Here is a 20,751-nt window from a genome sequence, read left to right as displayed (position 1 = left end):
ACAGATCTTACCCTCTGTTTTTAGGTTTCGCAATCCCTAATGTTAATTTTTAGGAGGATTTTTCCAAAATACATTTTCAAGGAATGATGCATCATAACTCACTGCCGGATTATTGGCCTTACCAACCCGCACATCAATACTCTGAGTACAGCGCCTACTTTCATCACTGCAAAACGGCTCATTAAATATTTGCTGCGGTGAGCCTGGTATTTCATTCGCCGATATCACCGTGAACAGATCAGCATCACCGACCACACCATCATTATTTAAATCATCCCCTGCAGTTGCGGTTAGCAGGTCAAGCGAATAGAAACGGCCTTGTGTCAGTGGTGAAGTACACAAATCTACTACCGCTTCAGAAGCACCCGCATTGGGTACTAAGGTGGTAAACATCACCTTACCCTGTGCGGTAATACTGGTAGACAATACTTTCTCGCCCACATTGGGAAGCTTGAGAAACCAGCCCGCTTTATTTTCAACATCAAAAATGGTTTGCCCCGTTAGATCACCCTGATTGATCGCCGAAGCCGATTGGCCTGCCGTAGCGCTCACTTGCACCAGGTCAGACTCGGTAAGCGTTGCAAATGCACCATCACCAAAGGCACTAGACTCCAATGGTGTATTGACTGCGGCATCGAGTAACACATAGAAAGCATCAGCTACTGTTTCATCTGCAGGATGCGCACGGTATCCAGAACCAACCGATATCGCCAACCACGGCTTCCCTTTATGCTTGAGCAAAGCAACATCCGGCTCATTAAAGAACATTCGCGAGTTACTGCCACTACCACCAAGGTCGGCTAGCTTGATTAAACGTGCACCTTTCAAGTCATAACTTGGGCCAACTGGAAACTCCAAGCGCCAAACCTGAGCGGCAGTATCCGTGAAATATACACGGTCAACCGCACCATCCTGATTCATATCCAGGATACGTAAGCCACCCGGAATACTGTGCGACACAGAACTTGTTCCGTTGGACGCAGCACCACCAAGCGCACTGCTTTGCAGCGACCAAATTCGCTGCCCGGTTAGTGCATCAACAATGAAAACATCATTTCCCATACTGTCAGCAGCTGCGCGATCATCCAGATCTTGAATATCCTGATTGATGTCATAGCCACCGCTGAAAATCACGACCTCTTTAAACGTGGAACCACTCGTGCGTATTTTGGTTAGATAAGGCGTTGACCAACTTTGCCCCAGGTTTGCAAAGTCACCTTCTCCGGCATGTATATTTGGATCGCAGGCGGCATCTTTGTACTTACCCAAGTGAAGTCCATTACTGATCAGTTCGCCAAGGTGTAGACCCGGATGCTCTTTACACTTTTTATCATTTTCTATGGCACTAACCACATTTGCACTCACCTTCCAAAGCACTTTAGGCTCCTTGGGATTTGTGACATCCAGTGCATAATACTCGCGCCCACCTCGACGTAGGCCGAAGTATAAATAAACACGGTCACCGCTGGCGCTATCCACTACGCCATCTTTATTCTTATCGTCAAACCAGCTGGTTAAAATACCGTCCACACCATAACTGTGGCTCCCAGTATCCGTGTTGTAATATTGCGTTTGAATATTTCTCATCAACGATGATGGCATAAAGGCAAACAGCTCTTTACCAGAAGTGGTATCAAAGGCGTGTAGGTAGCCTTCATTAGTTGCGGCATAAATGACCTGCTTATTGTATTCAATCGCTTCGCTTGCATTTTCACGATAGTTCTTATCGTAGGTCATCACCAATGGCTCAAAGTGCAGCATATCTCCCATATGTGGAAACAACTCATACTCACCGGTTTCAGTATTTAACTTACGACCCAGAATGAAGTTAACCATTGCCTGACGTGTTTCAACCGTCGTAGTATCCGGCAATCCCATGACATCATTCGTGATTAAGCCACCCGTATCAAAGGCATTTGCAGGGTTAATGCGGTTATCCGCCACCATCAATGCACAAGGGTACGTCGTACACTTAAGGTCACTCACCGCTTTACGGGTATTTGGGTTGATTAGATTGGCGACACCACCAGCCGTTACATCACGACCATCAGCCTCTGAAGTTGCCGACCATAAGTCTTTAGCATCTTCCTCAAACACACCAAGGTCAGATACCGCAGCTTTGTTATTCTTGCCGACGATAGACGTCTTAGTGCCATCGCTGACTAATTTAAACTTTTTAAGGTTACCATTCCAACGCGGCGTCAACGCTTTATCGAACACCGGAATATACACAAACTCCTCGTTCTGAATACCCGTTTTGGTATTAACGCTGTAAGAAGGCGATGCGAACGACGTTGTAGTAGAGCCGATTTTAGCCAGAATGCTGCTAAAAGCTTGCGATAACTGAACTTCATCTTCAGCAGAAAAATAGCCTTCCACAGCCTCTGTTGAAGGGTCATCGGTTGAAACCAAACTTTTCAGGTATTCTTGTGCTGCAGGCTCACCATCCAGACCAAAACCGATCGCATAGGTATCAATCGTCTGCGGACCAACCAAGTCACTGTTGTGATCACTGTTAGCCAGAAAGCTGGTTAGCTCAGGCCCACAAGCACCACTACGGAATCCACTCGGCGTGGGATTAGCATCGCAATTATCAGAACCGAAGGTATTGGAACTATCCGCTTGATCAACCATTGGTGTAAACCTGCCATCTTTGAAGCCCCAATACGTCGGCCCAGGTGAATTTGTTCCGTCACGGTTTCCGGCGCTATCGTAAGAGTATGAATATTGGGGCTTACCATCGGATAACAGGACAATAAAGTTACTTTGGCAAGACTCAGTTATGGGACTCACATAATTTGGTTCAGTCGAATTTCCACCACCGCAAATTTCATAACTACAACTGGTTTCGGTAACCGACTTAGTAATACCATCTTTACAGCCGCCACCAGACCAAGTACCAGAGCAATAACTCTTACCACCCTCATCAGTACTCCATTCTGAGCAAACACTGGGTACTGACTCTACACAGACCTCTGTAGTGGTTGTCGTGCAGTTTTCAAGTGATTTACAGTTTGCATAAGTCCCGTCTGGCCCTAAGTTATTGGGATCAGCAGGACATCGATACCAAGGATATTCATTATTAGCGAAATCAATCGGTGTGCTTTGACTTGCGGTGTAGGTGGATTTACAAATATCACCATTCCACGTTATCGGATCACCTTCATAAGTGGACGGGTGAGCGGACCAGCGATTCCAGTTCCCTGAGTCACCTAAGCCATACGTAACTTTTTCACCACGAAAATACAGGGCTGCCTCATACAGTGCTTCAACAATGGGAGTATTTCCAACATGCTCCAGTTCAACTGCCGTACTGCCACCATAAGCTACAGAGTACCAACCATCTTTCCAGTACCAGTCCGTTATCTGCGATAAGTAATCACGCACCGTCAGAGTCGCGGCAGGCTCTGGAATGCTGCTTTGCCACCAAGGTTGATTACCCCACTCATCAGCCGGAAATTTTTCGCCAACAATCGGCAAAGCTTCTCCAGTGATATCCTTTGCCGGAAACTTGATGCCGTGGCCTTCATTGCGATGAGCCACTTCACCATAATTCATCAAACCAACATTCAGGTTTTCAGGTGCTGTTTTAAGTACCGTCCTTAAGGCACTTTGCATCACTTCCAAACGACTTAAACCACCTGAGCCTGACACTTCTTCATCCATTGAGCCAGAGACGTCAATCACAAACATAACGTTAGGATTGACCGTACTAATACTCTCAGAGAAGAAAATCTCAGTATCGTCCCCGATAGCCATTTGACTAGAGACAGCTATTAATACACCTAATGCAGCCGCCGCTGAGGTCAGATGGAATCGGGAACTTTTCATCGCTAAGTACTCTTTTTATTATTGTCGTTACTTGGTTGGGTTCGTCCAGAACACACTTTCCAGAAAGTCAGAATTGTAGTTGGTTACCGCTGAGTTTTTCTTACCAACCCGGATATCTACAAGGTGCTTACACTCTCCATCTGCACAGTATGGCGAGTTAAATACCAGCTGAGGCGTACCCGGAATCTCATTCGAGGAAACCAACGTAAAGAGATCTGCATCTGTTATATCCTCATCATCATTCAAATCACTACCCGCTTCGGCGGTCAGAATATTCAATGAGTACAGGCGTCCCTGTGTCGCCGGAGCGGTACAGACATCGATATCAGTCATATCTACGCCTAACCCTGGCACCAAGGTGGTAAACATCACTTTACCTTCCAAAGTAACACTCGTGGATAAGACCTTCTCACCATCTTCCGGTAACACCAAATACCAACCTGACTTATTCTCAACATCAAAGATGGTTTGATCAGTCATTGCACCCTGATTAACAGCGCTGCCAGAGGTACTCACCTCAACCATATCCTTCACTTCAATCGCCGTGAAGTCTTCGTCACCTGCAAGGTTTTTCGTTAGTGGCGTATTGACTGCCGCATCCAACAGTACAAAGAACTTGTCCGATACCGTGCCATCTGCAGGATGAGAACGATAACCACTACCCAATGAAACGGTTAACCAGTTTTGACCTTTATGTTTTAGCAAAGCCACATCTGGCTCATTATAAAACATGCGGGCATCCTCACCCGTTCCGCTCGCCAGATCGGCAAACTCAATGAGCTTCGCACCACTCAGTCCGTAATCAGGACCCATTGGCAACTCCAGACGCCATACTTTACCGCCAGTATCTGCAAAGTACATGCGATCGATAGCACCATCACGGTTCATATCCAGCAATCTAGCACCGCCCGGGATACTGTGAGTCAACTCAGACGCTCCACTTAATGGCGCACTACCGGTTGTACCGCCCTGCACTGACCAAATATAAGCACCGGTATGAGCATCAACGATGAACACATCATTACCCATGCTATCGCTCGTGGCTCGCTGATCAATGTCCTGAATATCCTGGTTTTCATCATAACCACCCGTGAATATCACAACTTCGCGTAGCTCAGTATCACTCACTCTGATTTGAGTGACATAAGGTGTAGACCAGGACTGACCAAGATTTTCGAACTTATTGGTTGAGGAGTTCAACTCCCACAATAATTTAGGATCAGTCGGATCAGTTACATCCATTGCGTAGTATTCACGACCACCACGACGTAAACCAAAGTACAGGTAAACATGGTCGCCATCTTGCGCACTAATCACACCATCTTTGTTTTTATCACTGGTCCACGTAGTGATAATTCCATCGATACCGTAGGCGTGATTTCCCGAGCCTGTGTTTTCATATTGTACATTGATGTTTTTGATCAGTGACTCAGGCATGAAGGCAAACAACTCTTGCCCCGAAACTGTATCAAATGCATGCAAATAACCTTCATTGGTTCCTGCAAAGATTACCTGCTTATTGTAAGATTTGTCTTCTGAAGCGGATGCTTTGTAGTCTTTATCGTAGGTTACGATTACTGGCTCAGAGTGCAACATATCACCCATACGAGGATTCAGGTCATAGCTCTCTGTTGTCTCATTCCAAGTTCTTCCACGAATAAAATTGACCAGACCTTTTGTCTTCTCGATTCTTGCCTCAGACTGACTTTGACCTGACAACAAACCTGTTAAGTCTGTTAAGAAAGACAGGTCCAAAATGCCAAATACCGAGGTTAGGTCTAAATTCAATAGTGTGGTGTTTTCAGGCAACAATCTATTACTTACCGTATCCAAAATACACGGCAGCTTAGTACAGGCAATATTGGTTAGCGCCTTTCGAGTATTAGGATTGATCAGATTGGCCAAACCACCTTTGCTTACATTATTTCCATCTCCAGTCGTTGAAGATGAGTACAAGTCAATTGCATTGTCATAGAACACGCCGAGTTCAGATACAGCAACCTTACCTGTCTTACCAACAATTGTGCTATTAGAACCATCAACATCCTTTTTAAGGGAGAACTTTTTAAGGTTACCGTTCCAACGTGGCGCGAGCTGCTTATCAAATACTGGAATGTAGATAACATCTTCATTCTCAAGACCCGTTCTCGCATTAACGGTATAACCCGGGGATGCAAATGATGTAGTTGTTGAGCTGATCTCTGTCAAGATATTGCTAAATGCAGCCGCAATCTGCTCTTCGTTCTCTACCGAGAAATAACCTTCTACTTCAGGAGTTGACGGGTCATCATCGGTGGTCACCAAACTTTTCAGATAGTTTTCCGCAGATGGATCTCCACTCAAGCCCAAACCAACCGTATATGTTCTAACTGACTGAGTACCTGGTAGATCACTGTTATCTGTATTCGCAAGGAAACGCGCTATTTCAGGGCCACACACACCATCATGGAAGCCACTAGGAAATTTACTGCTACTTGTTTCACAATCATTATGCGTAAAGGTATCGCTGGCATCTGACTTATCAGTCATCGTAGGGTGTGTACCAGCCTTCAGACCTTTATAAGTTTCATTATAGTCATAGTAATCATCAAGATAACTGGTTGGCTCGCCATCTGAAAGCAATACGATATAGTTACTTTGGCACTCTTGAGTTATTGGGCTGACATAGTTTGGCTTAATTGACGGCCCGGTAGCTGTACAAACATTGTAGCTACAAGTGGTTGCGCTTTCTTCTTCATAGCTTGTGTAACAATAACGCGGGTTTCGTCTACTATTGTTAGACTGATAGGCATATGGCCATTTATACCAATATTTCGCAAAATTTGCATTATAGCCATCCCAAAAAGACTGATCATAGTCAAAGCCACAAACTTTAGAGGAAGTTAAATTACCCTGTGTTGTTGTGCAAGACTCAGTCGCTTTACAATTAGCATAGGACACTGAAGTATTGTCACTATTAGCACATTGCAACCACGGATACTCCTCATCATCAAAGTCAATTTGTCCATCAACAGTTTGAGTCTCGGTATTAGTGCAGGATGTTTGAATAATATCCTGATCGTAGGTCGAAGGATGTGCCGACCAGCGATTATCATAACTTGCAGGGCCTAAGCCAAAAGTTACCTTATCACCACGAAAATACAGGCCTGCCTCATACAAGGCATCAACCAGTGGTGTAGCACCGGTTCGAGTCATTTCTTTGACACTCTTTCCATTGTACTTATTGTCATACCAGTTATCTTTCCAGTACCAGTCGGTAATGTCTGAAAGGTAATCACGCACTGTAATGGTAGAGGAAGGCTCTGGGATGCTGCTGCGCCACCACTCACTGCTATCAAACTTTGATGTAACAATGGGCAATGCCTCATCATCAATAGGACTGACCGGAAACTTAACGCCATGACCACCTAAATGCTCACCCAATTCACCAAAGTTCATTAGACCAACATTCAGATTATCAGGTGCAGCTTGCAGTACGGATGTCAGTGCATTTTTCATAACATCCAGACGTGTTTCGCTACCCCATTTCTCTATAGTGGTATTCATCGAACCAGAGCCGTCAATGACGAACATGACGTTTTGACGAACATTGGTTAGGTTTTCAGAAAAGTAAATTTCAGTATCATCGGCTTGCGACAAATGGCTGGCACCTAAAATGGTGACCGCCAACATTGTTCGCACAGTCAGGCTGTGAGTAAGTTTATTCATGGTATTCAGTACCCGGTATTATAATTTTTTTATTGAGTGGGGCTTAAAGCAGACTCGTTATTTAAGCGTGCTTGACTTTGTAGTATTCGGAACTTCCTTACCAGCTCCTTGGTAGTGAGTGTCCTTTGCTCCGGTTCCTTTGATACGAGAATCAACACTAAACATATATAAATTACAAGGTGGTGCATTAGGACCAATGCTACTCGCCAAATCACCCCGACCACGGCAAGGGTATTGAATATCCAGGTCGGCTACGCCTGTCTTTGAAACCACTTCCTTCTCACTAATATCCGCAGGATCCTGCTTCACAGTAATCCAAGTATATAAATTATAGAGATTTGAATTGGCGCTATTGGCCGATTTTGCAGCCTGATAAACCGCTAGCTGATGCTGGTAGTTATTAGCGATCAATAAGTCAACGGAGGATAGACGAATCGCGGTGACACCTAAAATTGTCATGACCAACAACATCATCAATGATGTGACCAGCGTCATACCTGCTTGAGTACTGTATTTTTTAGTATTATTCATAGCTTAAAGCTCTTTTGTTATGCGATTAGGCAATACAACTGTTGTAGTATACGCCTTGTAGATTCTGCGATCCTTGGCTGTTGTTATCTTCTGATCCAACAATAAGAAGACTTTCTTTTCATCCGTGTCTAACACTTCACGTTCCGAACGTACCAGAATCCCTGCCTGTACGTTAATCACGCTACCCCAGTCACCATCGGCGGTAACCTGAGTTGCATTTTTATAGACCATGTCATTTCCAACTGACACACCATATAAAAACTGCATATTCTCAATATTTTCAGCAATGGGTTGCGCACCACCCAGTGACCCCATACACGTCAAGGCACGTCGTCCGCTATTAGTAGTTATGTATAAGTAGTTATAAATTTTTGCTTCAGTAGGATTGTACATACCGCCCATCGGGTCAGAGCTGCACTGCGCAGTAATAGTCGAAGCCATACAGTCTTGCGTTAGTAACCCCGGAGGTGCGCCAACCATATCCGGGTTGTCAGCCATAAATACCGTTAATAGAGTATCGCGCTTACCGCCTTTTGAGTTCTCTGTTTTCTTCTTTAGAATTGGCTTATAGGCAATCAACGACTCTTTCGCCCCACCCGTTCTACAGTCGGGGTTAGGAATATTGTCTGCTTCCGCGTAAAACGGCTCATCGATGGTGTGATTGTAGATAGAGGGATAACCCGCATGGCTTACAATATTCCGAATCGCCAACAACGCTGTTCGGGCATTTTCTTCCATCTCACTGACTTCAACCCGTATTTTGTCTGAGGCACGAGTACTAATATAGACACTGGTCAATCCTCCAATCAGAAACAAAGAAATCACCATTGAGATCATTAGCTCAATGAGAGATAAACCCTGCATTTTTTTTATTTTTATCTGGTTGTGCATAACAAGCTTGCTCCAGCCTTTTTAATTATTTTTTTAGGGAATGAAGTTCAATTCGTAGCTGCGCACCTGTACCGCATCATCACTATCACCGTCATCGGTCTCATTCCAGCGAACCAAGATAGTATGCTCAAGGCCCGTATCACAGGTGACGGCTCCACAACCCACTGAAAGAAAAGCTTCAGGTAAATCGTATTGAATACCGCCAGTTTGAAAAGTGTCCTGAGTTATACCGCAATTCACTCGATATAAATCATAGGTTGCCGATTCTTCAGGACTACAGCTAATGCCAGTTACACACTGCTTTGCAGGGACCGTCTCGCAGCTTTTTACGTCCATAGATGCAGAGTACTGGTCAGCCGCGATGGCCATCGGGTTTGATCGCATACGATCTGCTAGTTCTGTAGCAGCCAAACTGGCTACGGTTCGAAAATGAGCATTATTACTGCTTTTTAGTGACACCATTTGCAGTCCTCCTAAACCTAGAAGCCCTACAGACATCACTAATACTGAGATCATTACCTCAATTAAAGAAAACCCTTTCTGACTTGCGATATTACGCTGCGGGGTCATTGTTACACCTCTCGGAAAGCTATTTAACTTCCCACTGTTATTTTTATGATTAGTAACACTATAAACACTGGCCGCAAAGTGATCAATCAGTAACAAGCACTATCCGACCAGTGGGGACAGTGAATACTTTTTAAGTACTTGTTTTTATTATAAATTAGTAAATACTTGTATATTAAGCCAACACCGTGAGAGATTGCTCCATCTCACGGTGTAAATTGCTTAATTGTTTAGCTCAATAAGTCTAAGCCACCCATATATGGCTTCAGTACTTCAGGTACTCGAATGCTGCCGTCTGCTTGTTGATAGTTTTCTACTACCGCAACCAGTGTACGCCCTACTGCCAAACCAGAGCCATTCAAGGTATGCAGTAATTCTGGCTTACCCGTCTCAGCATTTCGGTAGCGAGCCTGCATACGGCGCGCCTGGAAATCCATCGTATTTGAGCAAGAAGAAATCTCACGATAAGCCTGCTGACCGGGTAACCAGACTTCCATGTCGTAAGTTTTTGCGGCAGAGAACCCTGTATCACCACTACATAATGAAACCACGCGATACGGTAATTTTAGTTTCTGCAAAATGGCTTCTGCATGGCCGCGCAGACGCTCTAAAGCATCCCAAGAGTCATCTGGCTTCACGAAATGTAACATTTCTACTTTTTCGAACTGATGCTGACGAATTAAGCCACGTGTGTCACGTCCGTAAGAACCTGCCTCAGAGCGGAAACAAGGAGTATGCGCCGTAAACTGTAAAGGCAACATAGACTCATCAATAATCTCATCTCTTAGTAAGTTCGTGACCGGCACTTCAGAGGTTGGGATCAGGTAGTAGTCCTGCTCACCTTCCAGCTTAAACAGATCTTCCGCAAATTTAGGTAACTGCCCTGTTCCAAACAAGCTATCTTTATTCACAATATAAGGAACGTACACTTCCTGATAACCGTGCTCAGCGGTGTGTGTATCCAACATAAACTGAATCAGGGCACGGTGTAGGCGTGCCATCTGCTGATGCAACACCATAAAACGAGAGCCAGTTAGCTTAGTCGCTGCCGCAAAATCCATCCATTGATGACGCTCACCTAAAGCGACGTGATCTAACGGTTCAAAATCGAAGGCTGTTGGCTCGCCCCAGACAGAGACTTCCACATTTTCGCTTTCATCTTTACCAGCGGGTACAGACTCGTGCAACAGGTTCGGAATAGCCGTGACAATGCCATCGATGGTAGCTAGCAGCTCGTTTAGCTCCTGCTCTTTAGCTTTGAGGTCATCACCAAGGTGTGCCACTTCATCCAGCAAAGGCTGAATATCCTGGCCACTAGCACGTGCCTTACCAATCGCCTTGGAGCGTGTGTTACGCTCATTTTGCAGATCCTGAGTTACGGTTTGCAAGGATTTACGCTGCGCTTCCAGCTCATTGAACTGTGCCACATCCAAAACGAAACCACGGCGCAGTAATTGCGCGGCAATGTCATCCACATTATTTCTTAATAGTTTGATATCTAACATGTTTGTCTATTTAAACCGTAATTTTCAGAATTTCATTGAACGGGCAAGTACTACCCCGAGCCAAACTGCTGCCAGACTAAAGCTGACACTAATGAACATATTGAGCAGTGCCCGCCCTACTTCACCGGCCTCAATTAAGATTAAAGTATCCATGGAGAAGGTGGAGAAGGTCGTAAATGCGCCTAAAAAGCCCACTAATACTGCCATTTTTAATGCGGGGTCAATATTCGTTTTTGCCATTAGGTATACGCTTAAGTAGCCCATTAGCAGCGAACCCAGTACATTAACAACCAGCGTTCCATAAGGAAAGCCTCGGCCGCAGATCACATAGATAAAATGTGATACGCCATAGCGGGACACCGCCCCCAAAGCTCCGCCCAGCATAATTGAGAGTATTTGTGTCACACGGCTACCTTAGCTGTTATTACCCCAGATATGACAAGTTTATAGCATCCTCTATGGTTGTGAAATTGTTAATCTGCCAGCAACGAGTGTAAATTCCTGAAAATCTCTGCATTCGCTCGGTTAAGCGGCTCCGGTTGTGTGGTAGCATCTGCACCTGAAATTATTATCTGGAACGCTATATGCACAATAACGAAGCCTTTCGCAGAATTCGTTACGCACTTGAACTTGACACTCCAACGACTGCTGCCGTTTTTACCGCAGGTCAGTCCGAGTGTTCTGAAGATGCAATTGAGAGTTTTTCGAGAAAAGAGTCTGATGATATTGGAGAAATAATCTCTGATAAGGCTTTATTACATTTTTTGAATGGTTTGATTGTTCATCGTCGTGGAGGTGACCCACTACCGGTTGCTGCTGATGAGACGTTGACGAACAATAAAATTCTGAAGAAATTAAGAATTGCCATGGAGCTTTACGAAGATGAGATGTTAAACATCTTTGGACTGGCTAACATTCAGTTCTCCCGCCACAAACTCAGCTCATTGTTTCGTAAAGAAAACCATAAGCACTACCGTGAGTGTAACGATAATACACTTCGCCAATTTCTGCGCGGGCTTGCGACTTATCAGCAACGCCACAGCCAGACAGAGGAAATCTAATTCCGCTCACCTTTATCGATTTGGATATTCAACATGAAGCCACTTGCTACCGCTTTACTCACCGCTATTTTTCTATCCGGCTGCAGCCTGCTGGGACAACGTCCCGGTGAAGAAGCGCTATACGCAACCTTAGAGATTGAAAATAATTTCGAAGTCAGAATGTATGAGCCACTCATTATTGCTCAGGCCGCGACCGAAGGCCCTTATCTAATGGCAACCCGGGCCGGCTATAATAAGCTGACGGCTTATGTCTCTGGTAATAATCAGGCTAAACAGACTATTTCGGTCAATCCGCCGATCACGGTTGCAGATGGTGCTAAAGCGCCACGCATTGAGCTGACACTGCCGTACTATGAAGAGAATGTGAATGGTGTGTGGCTGACTTCAGTAGCACTGCCCGAAGCTTACTCGCTGGCAACATTGCCAAAGCCAATGGACGATAGCATTACCTTTAAAGTTCTGCCGCGTTTGAAAGTAGCTGTCATTAACTTTCAAGGCTACCGCAGTGAGAACTTAATCACGCGTAAGGCAGAAGCGCTGGAAACATGGGCCAGGCAGAAAAACCTGAAGCCTAGCTCAGCTGCTCGTTCAGTGATTTATGACAGCCCTTGGGCCGTGCCATTGATTCGACGTCACGAAGTGCATATCAACGTTGAGTAATCAATGATTCAGGCAAGCCATGGATTCACAATGGCTTGCCTGATATCAAATACTGCTTATTGAGCCAGCAACGAAAATGGTGATAATAACGCAGGCAAGTAGTTAATAACCTTCTGCTCCAGCACCTTGTTATCCGACTTCAAGACCACGATACGGTCATCATTTTGAAGAATCGGATCCGGTGCCTCACCTTTACGAATCAAGTCCAGATTAACGCCGTACTGACGGCCGTTACGGAACACTACCACACTTTTATCATTGGCCAAGTCTGTCAATCCTTGCGATAAAGCAATGGCTTGCAAGAATGTCATACGACCAGTGATTGGGAAAACACCCGGGGTTCTAACCGCACCTTCAACAGTCACTCGCTTAAATGCTTGCTCTTTACGAGTCACGGTGACTTTAGGATCTTGCATATAGGTTTGACGTAATAAGCCCGCGATTTTCTGCTCAGCCTGAGTAATACTTAAACCACGCACCACCACACTGCCTAGCAACGGCAGAGAAATAGCACCGTTAGTTTCAACCGTTAAGTCGCGCGCGGAAAGCTCATCGACTTTAAAGACCGTCACATCTAACTTATCCTGCTCACTAATCATCGTGCTTTGAGCATTTGATAGTGCAGCATAGGCCGCTGCCGGACTCTTATCAGCGCGACGTCCCGACACACTCGGCACATCAAAGCTGTCCTCATCAGGCCTGTAAGAAGCCGTTTGGAAGTCTTGATTTAAGGCCCGAATAGTGCTCACGTCCTGAGCGTTAGTGGTTTTCTTATCGTCTTTACCACCCAACACGCTACATCCACTCAACAGCAGAATAGCGGGCAGGCATAAGATTAATGCATGTTTCATAAAAAGACCGTCCTAATTTATTTTGTTATTTTTATCATTAATTTATTGTTTAAGGGCTGATCAGCACCGCCAGACAGATTGCCTGACGGTACTTTTGGCTTAGCGGTATCCCTGAGGATTATTCTGCTGCCAGCGCCAAGTATCTTCACACATTGCTTTAATGTCCTTCTCAGCACGCCACCCTAATAGGCGCTCAGCCAAAGCAGGATCAGCATAGCAACAAGCGATATCGCCAGGACGACGATCTACAATCTGGTAAGCCACTTCTTTCTCTGAAGCCGCCGCAAATGCATTAATCATTTCCAGTACTGAGAAACCGATACCTGTTCCCAAGTTTACGGTAAATAGATTATCCACTTCAGGGTTTTCAAAAGCTTGTAAGGCTTTAACGTGGCCTTTAGCCAAGTCGACCACATGAATGTAATCACGCACACCGGTACCATCCGGCGTCTCATAGTCACTACCGAACACAGACAGCTTCTCGTAGCGGCCCACTGCAACACCTGAAATATAAGGCATCAAGTTGTTTGGAATATCACTTGGGTCTTCGCCGATTAAACCGCTTTCATGTGCGCCAACCGGATTGAAGTAGCGCAGCAGGGAAATATTCCAGCTGTTATCGGACTTATACAAATCCCGCATAATATTCTCGACCATCAGCTTGGACTGGCCGTATGGATTAGTCGCGCTAATTGGAAAGTCTTCTAGAATGGGCACTGAGGCAGGATCGCCATAAACTGTTGCTGAAGAGCTAAAAATGACTTTTTTAACACCACAGGCTTCCATTGTTTCTAACAAAGTAACACTGCCGGCAACATTGTTATCGTAATACATCAGTGGCTTAGCCACAGACTCACCGACCGCTTTTAAGCCAGCAAAGTGGATAACGGCTTCAATGTCATGATCCGTCATCACTTTTTTTAGCGCTTTAGGGTCACGAATGTCGCCTTCAACGAAATCGATAGTTTTACCGGTAATGGTTTTAACGCGATCTAATGCCACGGTGGAACTGTTTGACAGGTTATCAAACACAATCGGTGTGTATCCGGCCTCGACCAACTCAACACATGTGTGTGAACCGATATAACCCGCGCCACCCGTTACTAGAATTTTCATAAACAGTGTCTACTTTTTTTAATTGGGGAATCACTATTCTAGACTAGTACGGCAGGCACAAAAAAGCCAGATATCGGGAATAATATCTGGCTAGTCAGTTACATTTTTCCGACAAATAAGCCGGTCAAATTTAACTCATTCGTTGTTTATGACTTTTTATCAGCTGCCAGCACTTTTTTCTTCGTGCTGTCTTTTTTAGATTTCGCGCTGCTCTTTGTAGATTTTGACTTATCAGAACTCTTGCTCTTAGATTTAGCCGCCTTCTTATCCTTGCTTGATGATGACGTTGTTGAGCTCTTAGTCTCTTTACTACTAGTCTTAGTCGCTTTGCTGTCTGTTTTCGCTGACTTAGTATCAGCCTTGCTATCATCTTTGGAAGATTTAGCTGACTTTGTGTCCGTAGCCGTCGTGCTTGACGATGAATCCTTCAGGCCTTTACTAGCAGTCGCTTTCTCAGACGCTTTATCTGTGCTGCTTGTTTTGCTAGCGCTGGATGTAGTTTTCTTCGTACTGCTAGCCGATGCAGCCACTTTAGGCGCAGTGAACTCACCACGAGATAAAGACAAATTAGATTTGATACCGCTCAGTGTTGCTTTACCAATACCTGTTACCTGTAACAAGTCATCGACACTTTTAAATGCGCCATTCTTGTTACGGTGATCAATAATGGCTTTCGAGCGTACTGCACCAATGCCTTTTAAATAATACTGCAGGGTATTTGCGTCCGCTTTATTAAGATTGACGACGGCATTTTTGGTATCAACTTTTCCCGCTCCAGTGCTCGTACTGGCATCTTTCGCCATCAACGGTTGCGCAGCCCCCATCAGGGACAACAAAATGCACAGGCTAGCTAAAAAAGACTTCATGGTTTACTCCGTAAGGGATTGATTCTAATATTTTAAAGATACGAGTAAGTATGTTAATTAGCCTAACTGGTTCAAATTGAGGATGGGTAATAGTATAGACATTACAATCAACAACACCATTCCACCCATCACCAAGATCAAAATTGGCTCAAACAAACTTAGCATCGAGCCAATCAAGGTATCGGTTTCCCGCTCTTGCTGAACCGCCGAACGCTCCAACATCTCATCTAACTTTCCGCTATTTTCACCACTGGCAATCAAATACACCGTCATCGGTGGAAAATACCCTGACTGCTCAAGCGCCTTATTGATCGGCATTCCTTCCCGTACTTTGATTGCAGCATCTTCTACCGCTTTACGCATCGGTAAGTTCTGAACGACTCGGGAGGAAATAGACATGGCATCGAGGATAGGTACGCCACTGGAAGCCAGAATACTCAAGGTTCTGGCAAAGCGACCGGTGTTTGCGCTACGCACTAATTTTCTAACTAATGGTAGGCGTAGCATTATTTGATGCCAACGAAATTTCCATTTTGGAAGTTTTAATAGCTGCTGAAGCAAGTAATAACCAATAACCAGAGCTACCAATAGATACAAACCATAGGCGGTCAAAAAGTCACTGATATTGATCATCAGCTGAGTCATTGGCGGTACATCCTTGTTCATGCTCTCAAAAACGCGCACGATTTTCGGGACGATAAATACTAATAAGCCAGACACGATAGCAATCGATAAGAACGTCAGAATGACGGGATAGACTAAAGCAGAGCTCATCTTCTGCTGAATTTCTTGTCGGGATTCGGTGTAATCAGCCAAGCGATCAAGCACCGCACCCAGATGGCCGGACTGCTCACCTGCAGCTACCGTCGCCGTATACATGCTGTTGAATACTGATGGGAATGTCTTAAGTGCCGCTGCAAGGCTATGCCCCTCCATCACACGCGAACGAACTGCCGACATTACGTGCCGTAAATTTCGGCGCTCATTTTGACGGGAGGTCATGCCCAGCGCTTCTTCAAGTGGCGAACCAGATGACACTAAGGTGGCTAACTGCCGGGTAATTAATGCGATGTCCGCAGGCTTTACTTTTCCACTACGCCGTACTTTAAGCACATCGCCATCATTCTTTTCACTTTTTTCAACCAGCTCAACGCTCAGCGGAGTCAGGCTACCTTCGCGAAGCACTTGCCGAACTTGCCGCGCATTATCTGCCTCTAAAATACCAGTTTCTTCATGACCCTTGGCATTCAGGGCTTTATATTCAAATGCAGGCATTTACTCTTTCAGCTCCTCACGAGTCACACGCAGCACCTCTTCCATAGAGGTTTTACCCGCTAATATCAGTCGGGCACCATCATGGCGAATACTCGGGCTGGTTTTGCGTGCTAAACGCTCCAGCGCAATTTCACTGGCACCTTCATGGATCAGATTGCGCGCCTCATCACTCACTTCAATAAGCTCATAAATACCGTTTCGACCAACATATCCGGATTGATTACACTTCTGGCAAGCACCGCCATGGTAGATCACTGGCGCATCATCGAGGGACACCCCAAGAATTGCAGCTTCCTGCGCAGTCGACTGATGAGGAACTTTACAATTCTCACATAGCAAGCGCACCAATCGCTGAGCGATAACACCAATTAAACTGGAGGATAACAAATAAGGCTCTACACCCATATCACGTAGTCGGGTGACGGCACCGACAGCGGTATTGGTATGTAGGGTAGAAAATACTAAGTGCCCCGTCAGTGAAGCCTGAACCGCAATTTCGGCAGTTTCCACATCACGAATCTCACCAACCATCACGACATCCGGATCTTGACGCAAAATAGCACGTAAGCCTCGCGCAAAGCTCATATCCACTTTGCTGTTTACTTGGGTCTGCCCGATTCCATCTAGGTAGTATTCAATAGGGTCTTCGACAGTCAGGATATTACGGGAGGTTTCATTCAAGTCAGTCAGCGCGGCATACAGCGTTGTGGTTTTACCCGAACCTGTTGGACCGGTAACCAGAATAATGCCATGCGGCTTTTGGATTAAGACTTTGAGGCGCTTTTCAGTTTCAGCATCCATTCCCAAATGTTTCAGGTTTAGACGCCCTGCCTGCTTATCCAGTAAACGCAATACGATGCGCTCATTGTAACCAGACGGTAGTGTTGAAACACGAACATCAACGGGTCGGCCAGCTAGCCGCAATGAAATACGACCATCTTGAGGGACCCGCTTTTCAGCAATATCTAACTTTGCCATTACCTTCAAGCGCGACACAATTAATGGTGCAATCGCTCTGGGTGGCTCCAAGACTTCACGTAAAGTACCGTCGACCCGCATCCTAACCAGCATACGGTTTTCGAAGGTTTCGATATGAATATCCGAAGCGCCTTCTTTGATTGCCTGACTTAATAAGGCATTGATTAAACGAATAATCGGCGCATCATCTTCCGCTTCCAGCAAGTCTTCCGGCTCGGGTAATGACTCAGCGATATCATTCAAATCGAATTCATCGCCCAAATCATCCATCATCGCGCGTGCACCTGCCCCACTGCGATCATAATGACGGGCGACCATGCTTTCAAAGGCATCAACTTCTAACGGTCGAAATGGAATCTTCTCACCAAGAAAACGGCAGACTTCATTAGCCACAGCCGGCGTTAGCTTAGAGCGAAAGTAGGCGACTCGCTGTCCAGACTCATCCAGCTCCAATACCACACCATTTCGCTTAGCGAACATGTACGGAAAGTCCACTAAAGTCGGTGCTTCTAACTCAATTACTTCAGGCTGATCCATATTAAGACTCATGGGGCAATTTAGTTTCCGTTCTGCGCAGCTTGACGTTGCTGCAGCAATAACAAACGTTGCTTTTCACGTGCCTGAGCCTGCAGTCGACGCTGTCGATTTGCTTCCACGGCATTTTGCTCTGCTTGTCTGGCAGCTTGACGTTGTTGCTCATTTTTCTGACGTTGAATCTGTTCATTGCGCTTGGCAATTTGCTGACGCTGAGCAACAGTCAATGGCTGCGATGGACGAACAGCAGTGTTAGCGTTCCCAGTATAGCGCTGGACTTGAGGGTTCGCCTGCTGTTGAGAGCTGCGAGCATGACGCTCCAGGTCAATCTGACGTTGTGTTTTACCTGTCGAATACGCGCGGCCCTGAATCTGCCCCGTAGAGTAGCCATCGCTATTAGTTAGCAACTCATTCGGATTATTAGGGAATACTGCGCCGCCTTGGCTTAGAAGTCCGCGGCTATTCACATTACTTTCGCCCTGAGCACCAATCAGCTTACTGTACTTTTGCTGAGTGTAGAAATCACCACTCATACCTGTCCGCATAATCACCGGATGAATAAAGACCATCAGGTTTTGCTTGGCTTTGGTGGTCGTCGTATTACGGAATGCTTTACCGATAATTGGCAAGTCCCCTAAGATAGGAACCTTATGCAAAGTATCTCGATAGGTATCTTCCATCAAGCCGCCTAACACTAGCAACTGACCATCTTCCACCATAACCTGAGTAGAGAATGAGCGCTTGTTCGTAATCAAATCCGACGCACTCGCATTACTGGCTGCCAAGCTGGAAACTTCTTGGTCAATTTTCAGCATCATGCTGTTACCCGCATTAATTTGCGGCTTAATTTTCAAAGTGATACCAATATCCTGACGCTCAATCGTCTGGAATGGAGTAGTTACACTGTCAGTCGTCGTCGAGCTTCCGGTAAGAAACGGTACGTTTTGACCGATCACCATGCTTGCTTCGACATTATCCATCGTCACCAATGTTGGTGTCGACAAAATATTCGTAGCTGAGTCTCCGGATAAAGCATTCATCAAAACGCCAAATTGGGTACTACCCGCTTCTCCACCACCAATGCCTAACAACATACCTACACCCGCCGGCAAGGTACCAGAAAGCACGCTAGCAACCGAAAAAGAGCTACTTGGATAATTGGTTGAGATTAAAGGTGTTGTGCTGTCGCCACTATTGTATAGGCCTAGCTGTACACCCAAGGCTTTAGATAGGTCCTCAGACACCTCTGCGATCACAGCCTCAACCATTACCTGTGCACGACGCACATCTAAGCGACGAACCACATCCAACAGATTTTTCTGTATCTCAGGCTCTGCTCTAATAATCAAGGAGTTGGTCGACGCATCCGCAGAGATCAAGACATCCGCTTTTTGCGTGCCTGCTCCGCCTTTAGCTGTCGCTTCGCTGCTGACCAGATTAGTCGTGGTCGCGGAGAGCACTTTAGATAAATCTTCAGCCAGAGCATACTTTAAGTAGACCACTTTGGTTTCAACTTCAGCCGTCTTAACTTTCGGACGATCTAAGCGACGAATAATATCTTTAACGCTATCGCGTCCGGACTTACTACCACTCACCAAAATACTGTTGGTGCGGGTGTCTGGAGACACTTTATACTTTATCTGCACGCCCTTTTGTGCGGCTGCGCCCTGCAAGCCATTAATAGTCGTCACTAACTCAGAGGCTGACGCATAACGCAAGGTTACGACATCCATCTCATCTTCATCCGGACGATCCATGCGACGAATCAACATGGCGATCTTATCAACATTGGAAGCGGGGTCTGTGACCAAGATACTGTTACTTGGCGTATAGCCTTGTAAGTGACCTGTTGGTGAAACCATCGGCCGCAAAATAGGTACCAACTGGGCAACCGGAACATGCTCCACTTTAATTACCTTGGTAATCAACGCGTCTTGTTCTGGCGCTACGTATTTTTTGTCAATCTCAGGAATGCCCGTCGGCTCATCGATAACAGGTACCGGCTGGTATTTTGACTTATTAGCAGGAATAATCTTGGTGATATTGCCGGTTTCGATTGCGGCTAAGGCATGCATCTGTAGAACAGACAAAAACAAATCGTAAAGTTCGTCCTCATCAATCTCACGACCAGTAATAATGGTCACTTTTTGCCCGCGAACTTGTTTATCAATCACAAAGTTTCGGCCAGTGACAGTTGAAACCATCTGGACCAAGGTTTGCAGATCACTGTCGCGTAAATTCAGGTTAAAACTATCAGCGCTTACCGGTGAACTAGCCCCAAATAGCACTGCCAGACTTAATGTTAGACCCTTAAGTCCCCCGATGTAGCTCTTTAATTCACATTTCATTCGGCTTCACTATAGTTATTGTATGCATC

At 45.6% G+C, this 20,751-nt stretch carries 15 protein-coding genes; 2 read left to right on the top strand and 13 right to left on the bottom strand.

The window, feature by feature from the left end; translation table 11 throughout:
- Nucleotides 1-42: 42 nt before the first annotated feature.
- The 7 genes from LEUMU_RS0102515 to crcB all read right to left on the bottom strand — a co-directional run bounded on the left by LEUMU_RS0102515 (nucleotide 43) and on the right by crcB (nucleotide 11,438).
- Complete coding sequence (locus LEUMU_RS0102515; protein ID WP_022950708.1) at nucleotides 43-3,831, bottom strand: VWA domain-containing protein; 3,789 nt, start codon at nucleotides 3,829-3,831, stop codon at nucleotides 43-45.
- A gap of 27 nt (nucleotides 3,832-3,858) precedes the next feature.
- Nucleotides 3,859-7,539 (bottom strand): PilC/PilY family type IV pilus protein, encoded by a 3,681-nt coding sequence (locus LEUMU_RS0102510; RefSeq protein WP_084708014.1) that lies wholly within the window; start codon nucleotides 7,537-7,539, stop codon nucleotides 3,859-3,861.
- Between the two features lie 57 nt (nucleotides 7,540-7,596).
- Entirely contained in the window at nucleotides 7,597-8,070 is a 474-nt protein-coding gene (locus LEUMU_RS0102505) for a pilus assembly PilX family protein (protein ID WP_022950706.1), read from the bottom strand.
- Between the two features lie 3 nt (nucleotides 8,071-8,073).
- Nucleotides 8,074-8,961, bottom strand: coding sequence for a PilW family protein (locus LEUMU_RS0102500; RefSeq protein WP_022950705.1), 888 nt, complete (start codon nucleotides 8,959-8,961; stop codon nucleotides 8,074-8,076).
- A 33-nt stretch (nucleotides 8,962-8,994) separates the two neighbouring features.
- A complete protein-coding gene (gene pilV / locus LEUMU_RS27725) occupies nucleotides 8,995-9,627 on the bottom strand; it encodes a type IV pilus modification protein PilV (RefSeq protein ID WP_022950704.1) in 633 nt (210 codons plus the stop codon).
- Nucleotides 9,628-9,758: 131 nt separating this feature from the next.
- The gene (serS, locus tag LEUMU_RS0102490; RefSeq protein WP_022950703.1) at nucleotides 9,759-11,033 is read right to left on the bottom strand and encodes a serine--tRNA ligase; all 1,275 of its coding nucleotides are present in this window, start codon (nucleotides 11,031-11,033) and stop codon (nucleotides 9,759-9,761) included.
- 24 nt (nucleotides 11,034-11,057) lie between these two features.
- A complete protein-coding gene (crcB, locus tag LEUMU_RS0102485; protein ID WP_022950702.1) occupies nucleotides 11,058-11,438 on the bottom strand; it encodes a fluoride efflux transporter CrcB in 381 nt (126 codons plus the stop codon).
- Nucleotides 11,439-11,617: 179 nt separating this feature from the next.
- On the opposite strand from crcB, the gene LEUMU_RS0102480 reads away from it, so the two are divergent.
- Complete coding sequence (locus tag LEUMU_RS0102480) at nucleotides 11,618-12,094, top strand: YehS family protein (RefSeq protein ID WP_022950701.1); 477 nt, start codon at nucleotides 11,618-11,620, stop codon at nucleotides 12,092-12,094.
- A gap of 33 nt (nucleotides 12,095-12,127) precedes the next feature.
- Entirely contained in the window at nucleotides 12,128-12,754 is a 627-nt protein-coding gene (locus LEUMU_RS0102475) for an SOUL family heme-binding protein (RefSeq protein WP_022950700.1), read from the top strand.
- Nucleotides 12,755-12,810: 56 nt separating this feature from the next.
- On the opposite strand, the gene LEUMU_RS24325 is transcribed toward LEUMU_RS0102475, so the two are convergent.
- The 6 genes from LEUMU_RS24325 to gspD all read right to left on the bottom strand — a co-directional run bounded on the left by LEUMU_RS24325 (nucleotide 12,811) and on the right by gspD (nucleotide 20,722).
- Nucleotides 12,811-13,605, bottom strand: coding sequence for a polysaccharide biosynthesis/export family protein (locus LEUMU_RS24325; protein ID WP_022950699.1), 795 nt, complete (start codon nucleotides 13,603-13,605; stop codon nucleotides 12,811-12,813).
- A gap of 99 nt (nucleotides 13,606-13,704) precedes the next feature.
- Nucleotides 13,705-14,727 (bottom strand): UDP-glucose 4-epimerase GalE, encoded by a 1,023-nt coding sequence (gene galE, locus LEUMU_RS0102465; RefSeq protein WP_211223061.1) that lies wholly within the window; start codon nucleotides 14,725-14,727, stop codon nucleotides 13,705-13,707.
- A 140-nt stretch (nucleotides 14,728-14,867) separates the two neighbouring features.
- A complete protein-coding gene (locus LEUMU_RS24320) occupies nucleotides 14,868-15,587 on the bottom strand; it encodes a ComEA family DNA-binding protein (protein ID WP_022950697.1) in 720 nt (239 codons plus the stop codon).
- Between the two features lie 57 nt (nucleotides 15,588-15,644).
- Nucleotides 15,645-16,862 carry a type II secretion system inner membrane protein GspF gene (gene gspF, locus LEUMU_RS0102455; protein ID WP_022950696.1) on the bottom strand — a complete coding sequence of 406 codons (1,218 nt, stop codon included), beginning with the start codon at nucleotides 16,860-16,862 and terminating at the stop codon, nucleotides 15,645-15,647.
- Nucleotides 16,863-18,389 (bottom strand): type II secretion system ATPase GspE, encoded by a 1,527-nt coding sequence (gene gspE / locus LEUMU_RS0102450; protein ID WP_026744416.1) that lies wholly within the window; start codon nucleotides 18,387-18,389, stop codon nucleotides 16,863-16,865. It abuts the gene before it with no gap.
- An 8-nt stretch (nucleotides 18,390-18,397) separates the two neighbouring features.
- Nucleotides 18,398-20,722, bottom strand: coding sequence for a type II secretion system secretin GspD (gspD, locus tag LEUMU_RS24315; RefSeq protein WP_022950694.1), 2,325 nt, complete (start codon nucleotides 20,720-20,722; stop codon nucleotides 18,398-18,400).
- Between the last annotated feature and the right edge of the window lie 29 nt (nucleotides 20,723-20,751).

The sequence above is a fragment of the Leucothrix mucor DSM 2157 genome (assembly GCF_000419525.1).
Classification (GTDB): domain Bacteria; phylum Pseudomonadota; class Gammaproteobacteria; order Thiotrichales; family Thiotrichaceae; genus Leucothrix; species Leucothrix mucor.
This window is presented reverse-complemented; position numbering and strand designations above follow the sequence as displayed.

Coding starts and splice junctions, on each gene's coding strand:
- LEUMU_RS0102515 (WP_022950708.1), bottom strand. CDS start 3,831: ATGAAAAGTTCCCGATTCCATCTGACCTCAGCGGCGGCTGCATTAGGT.
- LEUMU_RS0102510 (WP_084708014.1), bottom strand. CDS start 7,539: ATGAATAAACTTACTCACAGCCTGACTGTGCGAACAATGTTGGCGGTC.
- LEUMU_RS0102505 (WP_022950706.1), bottom strand. CDS start 8,070: ATGAATAATACTAAAAAATACAGTACTCAAGCAGGTATGACGCTGGTC.
- LEUMU_RS0102500 (WP_022950705.1), bottom strand. CDS start 8,961: ATGCACAACCAGATAAAAATAAAAAAAATGCAGGGTTTATCTCTCATT.
- serS (WP_022950703.1), bottom strand. CDS start 11,033: ATGTTAGATATCAAACTATTAAGAAATAATGTGGATGACATTGCCGCG.
- LEUMU_RS0102480 (WP_022950701.1), top strand. CDS start 11,618: ATGCACAATAACGAAGCCTTTCGCAGAATTCGTTACGCACTTGAACTT.
- LEUMU_RS0102475 (WP_022950700.1), top strand. CDS start 12,128: ATGAAGCCACTTGCTACCGCTTTACTCACCGCTATTTTTCTATCCGGC.
- LEUMU_RS24325 (WP_022950699.1), bottom strand. CDS start 13,605: ATGAAACATGCATTAATCTTATGCCTGCCCGCTATTCTGCTGTTGAGT.
- LEUMU_RS24320 (WP_022950697.1), bottom strand. CDS start 15,587: ATGAAGTCTTTTTTAGCTAGCCTGTGCATTTTGTTGTCCCTGATGGGG.
- gspF (WP_022950696.1), bottom strand. CDS start 16,862: ATGCCTGCATTTGAATATAAAGCCCTGAATGCCAAGGGTCATGAAGAA.
- gspE (WP_026744416.1), bottom strand. CDS start 18,389: ATGAGTCTTAATATGGATCAGCCTGAAGTAATTGAGTTAGAAGCACCG.
- gspD (WP_022950694.1), bottom strand. CDS start 20,722: ATGAAATGTGAATTAAAGAGCTACATCGGGGGACTTAAGGGTCTAACA.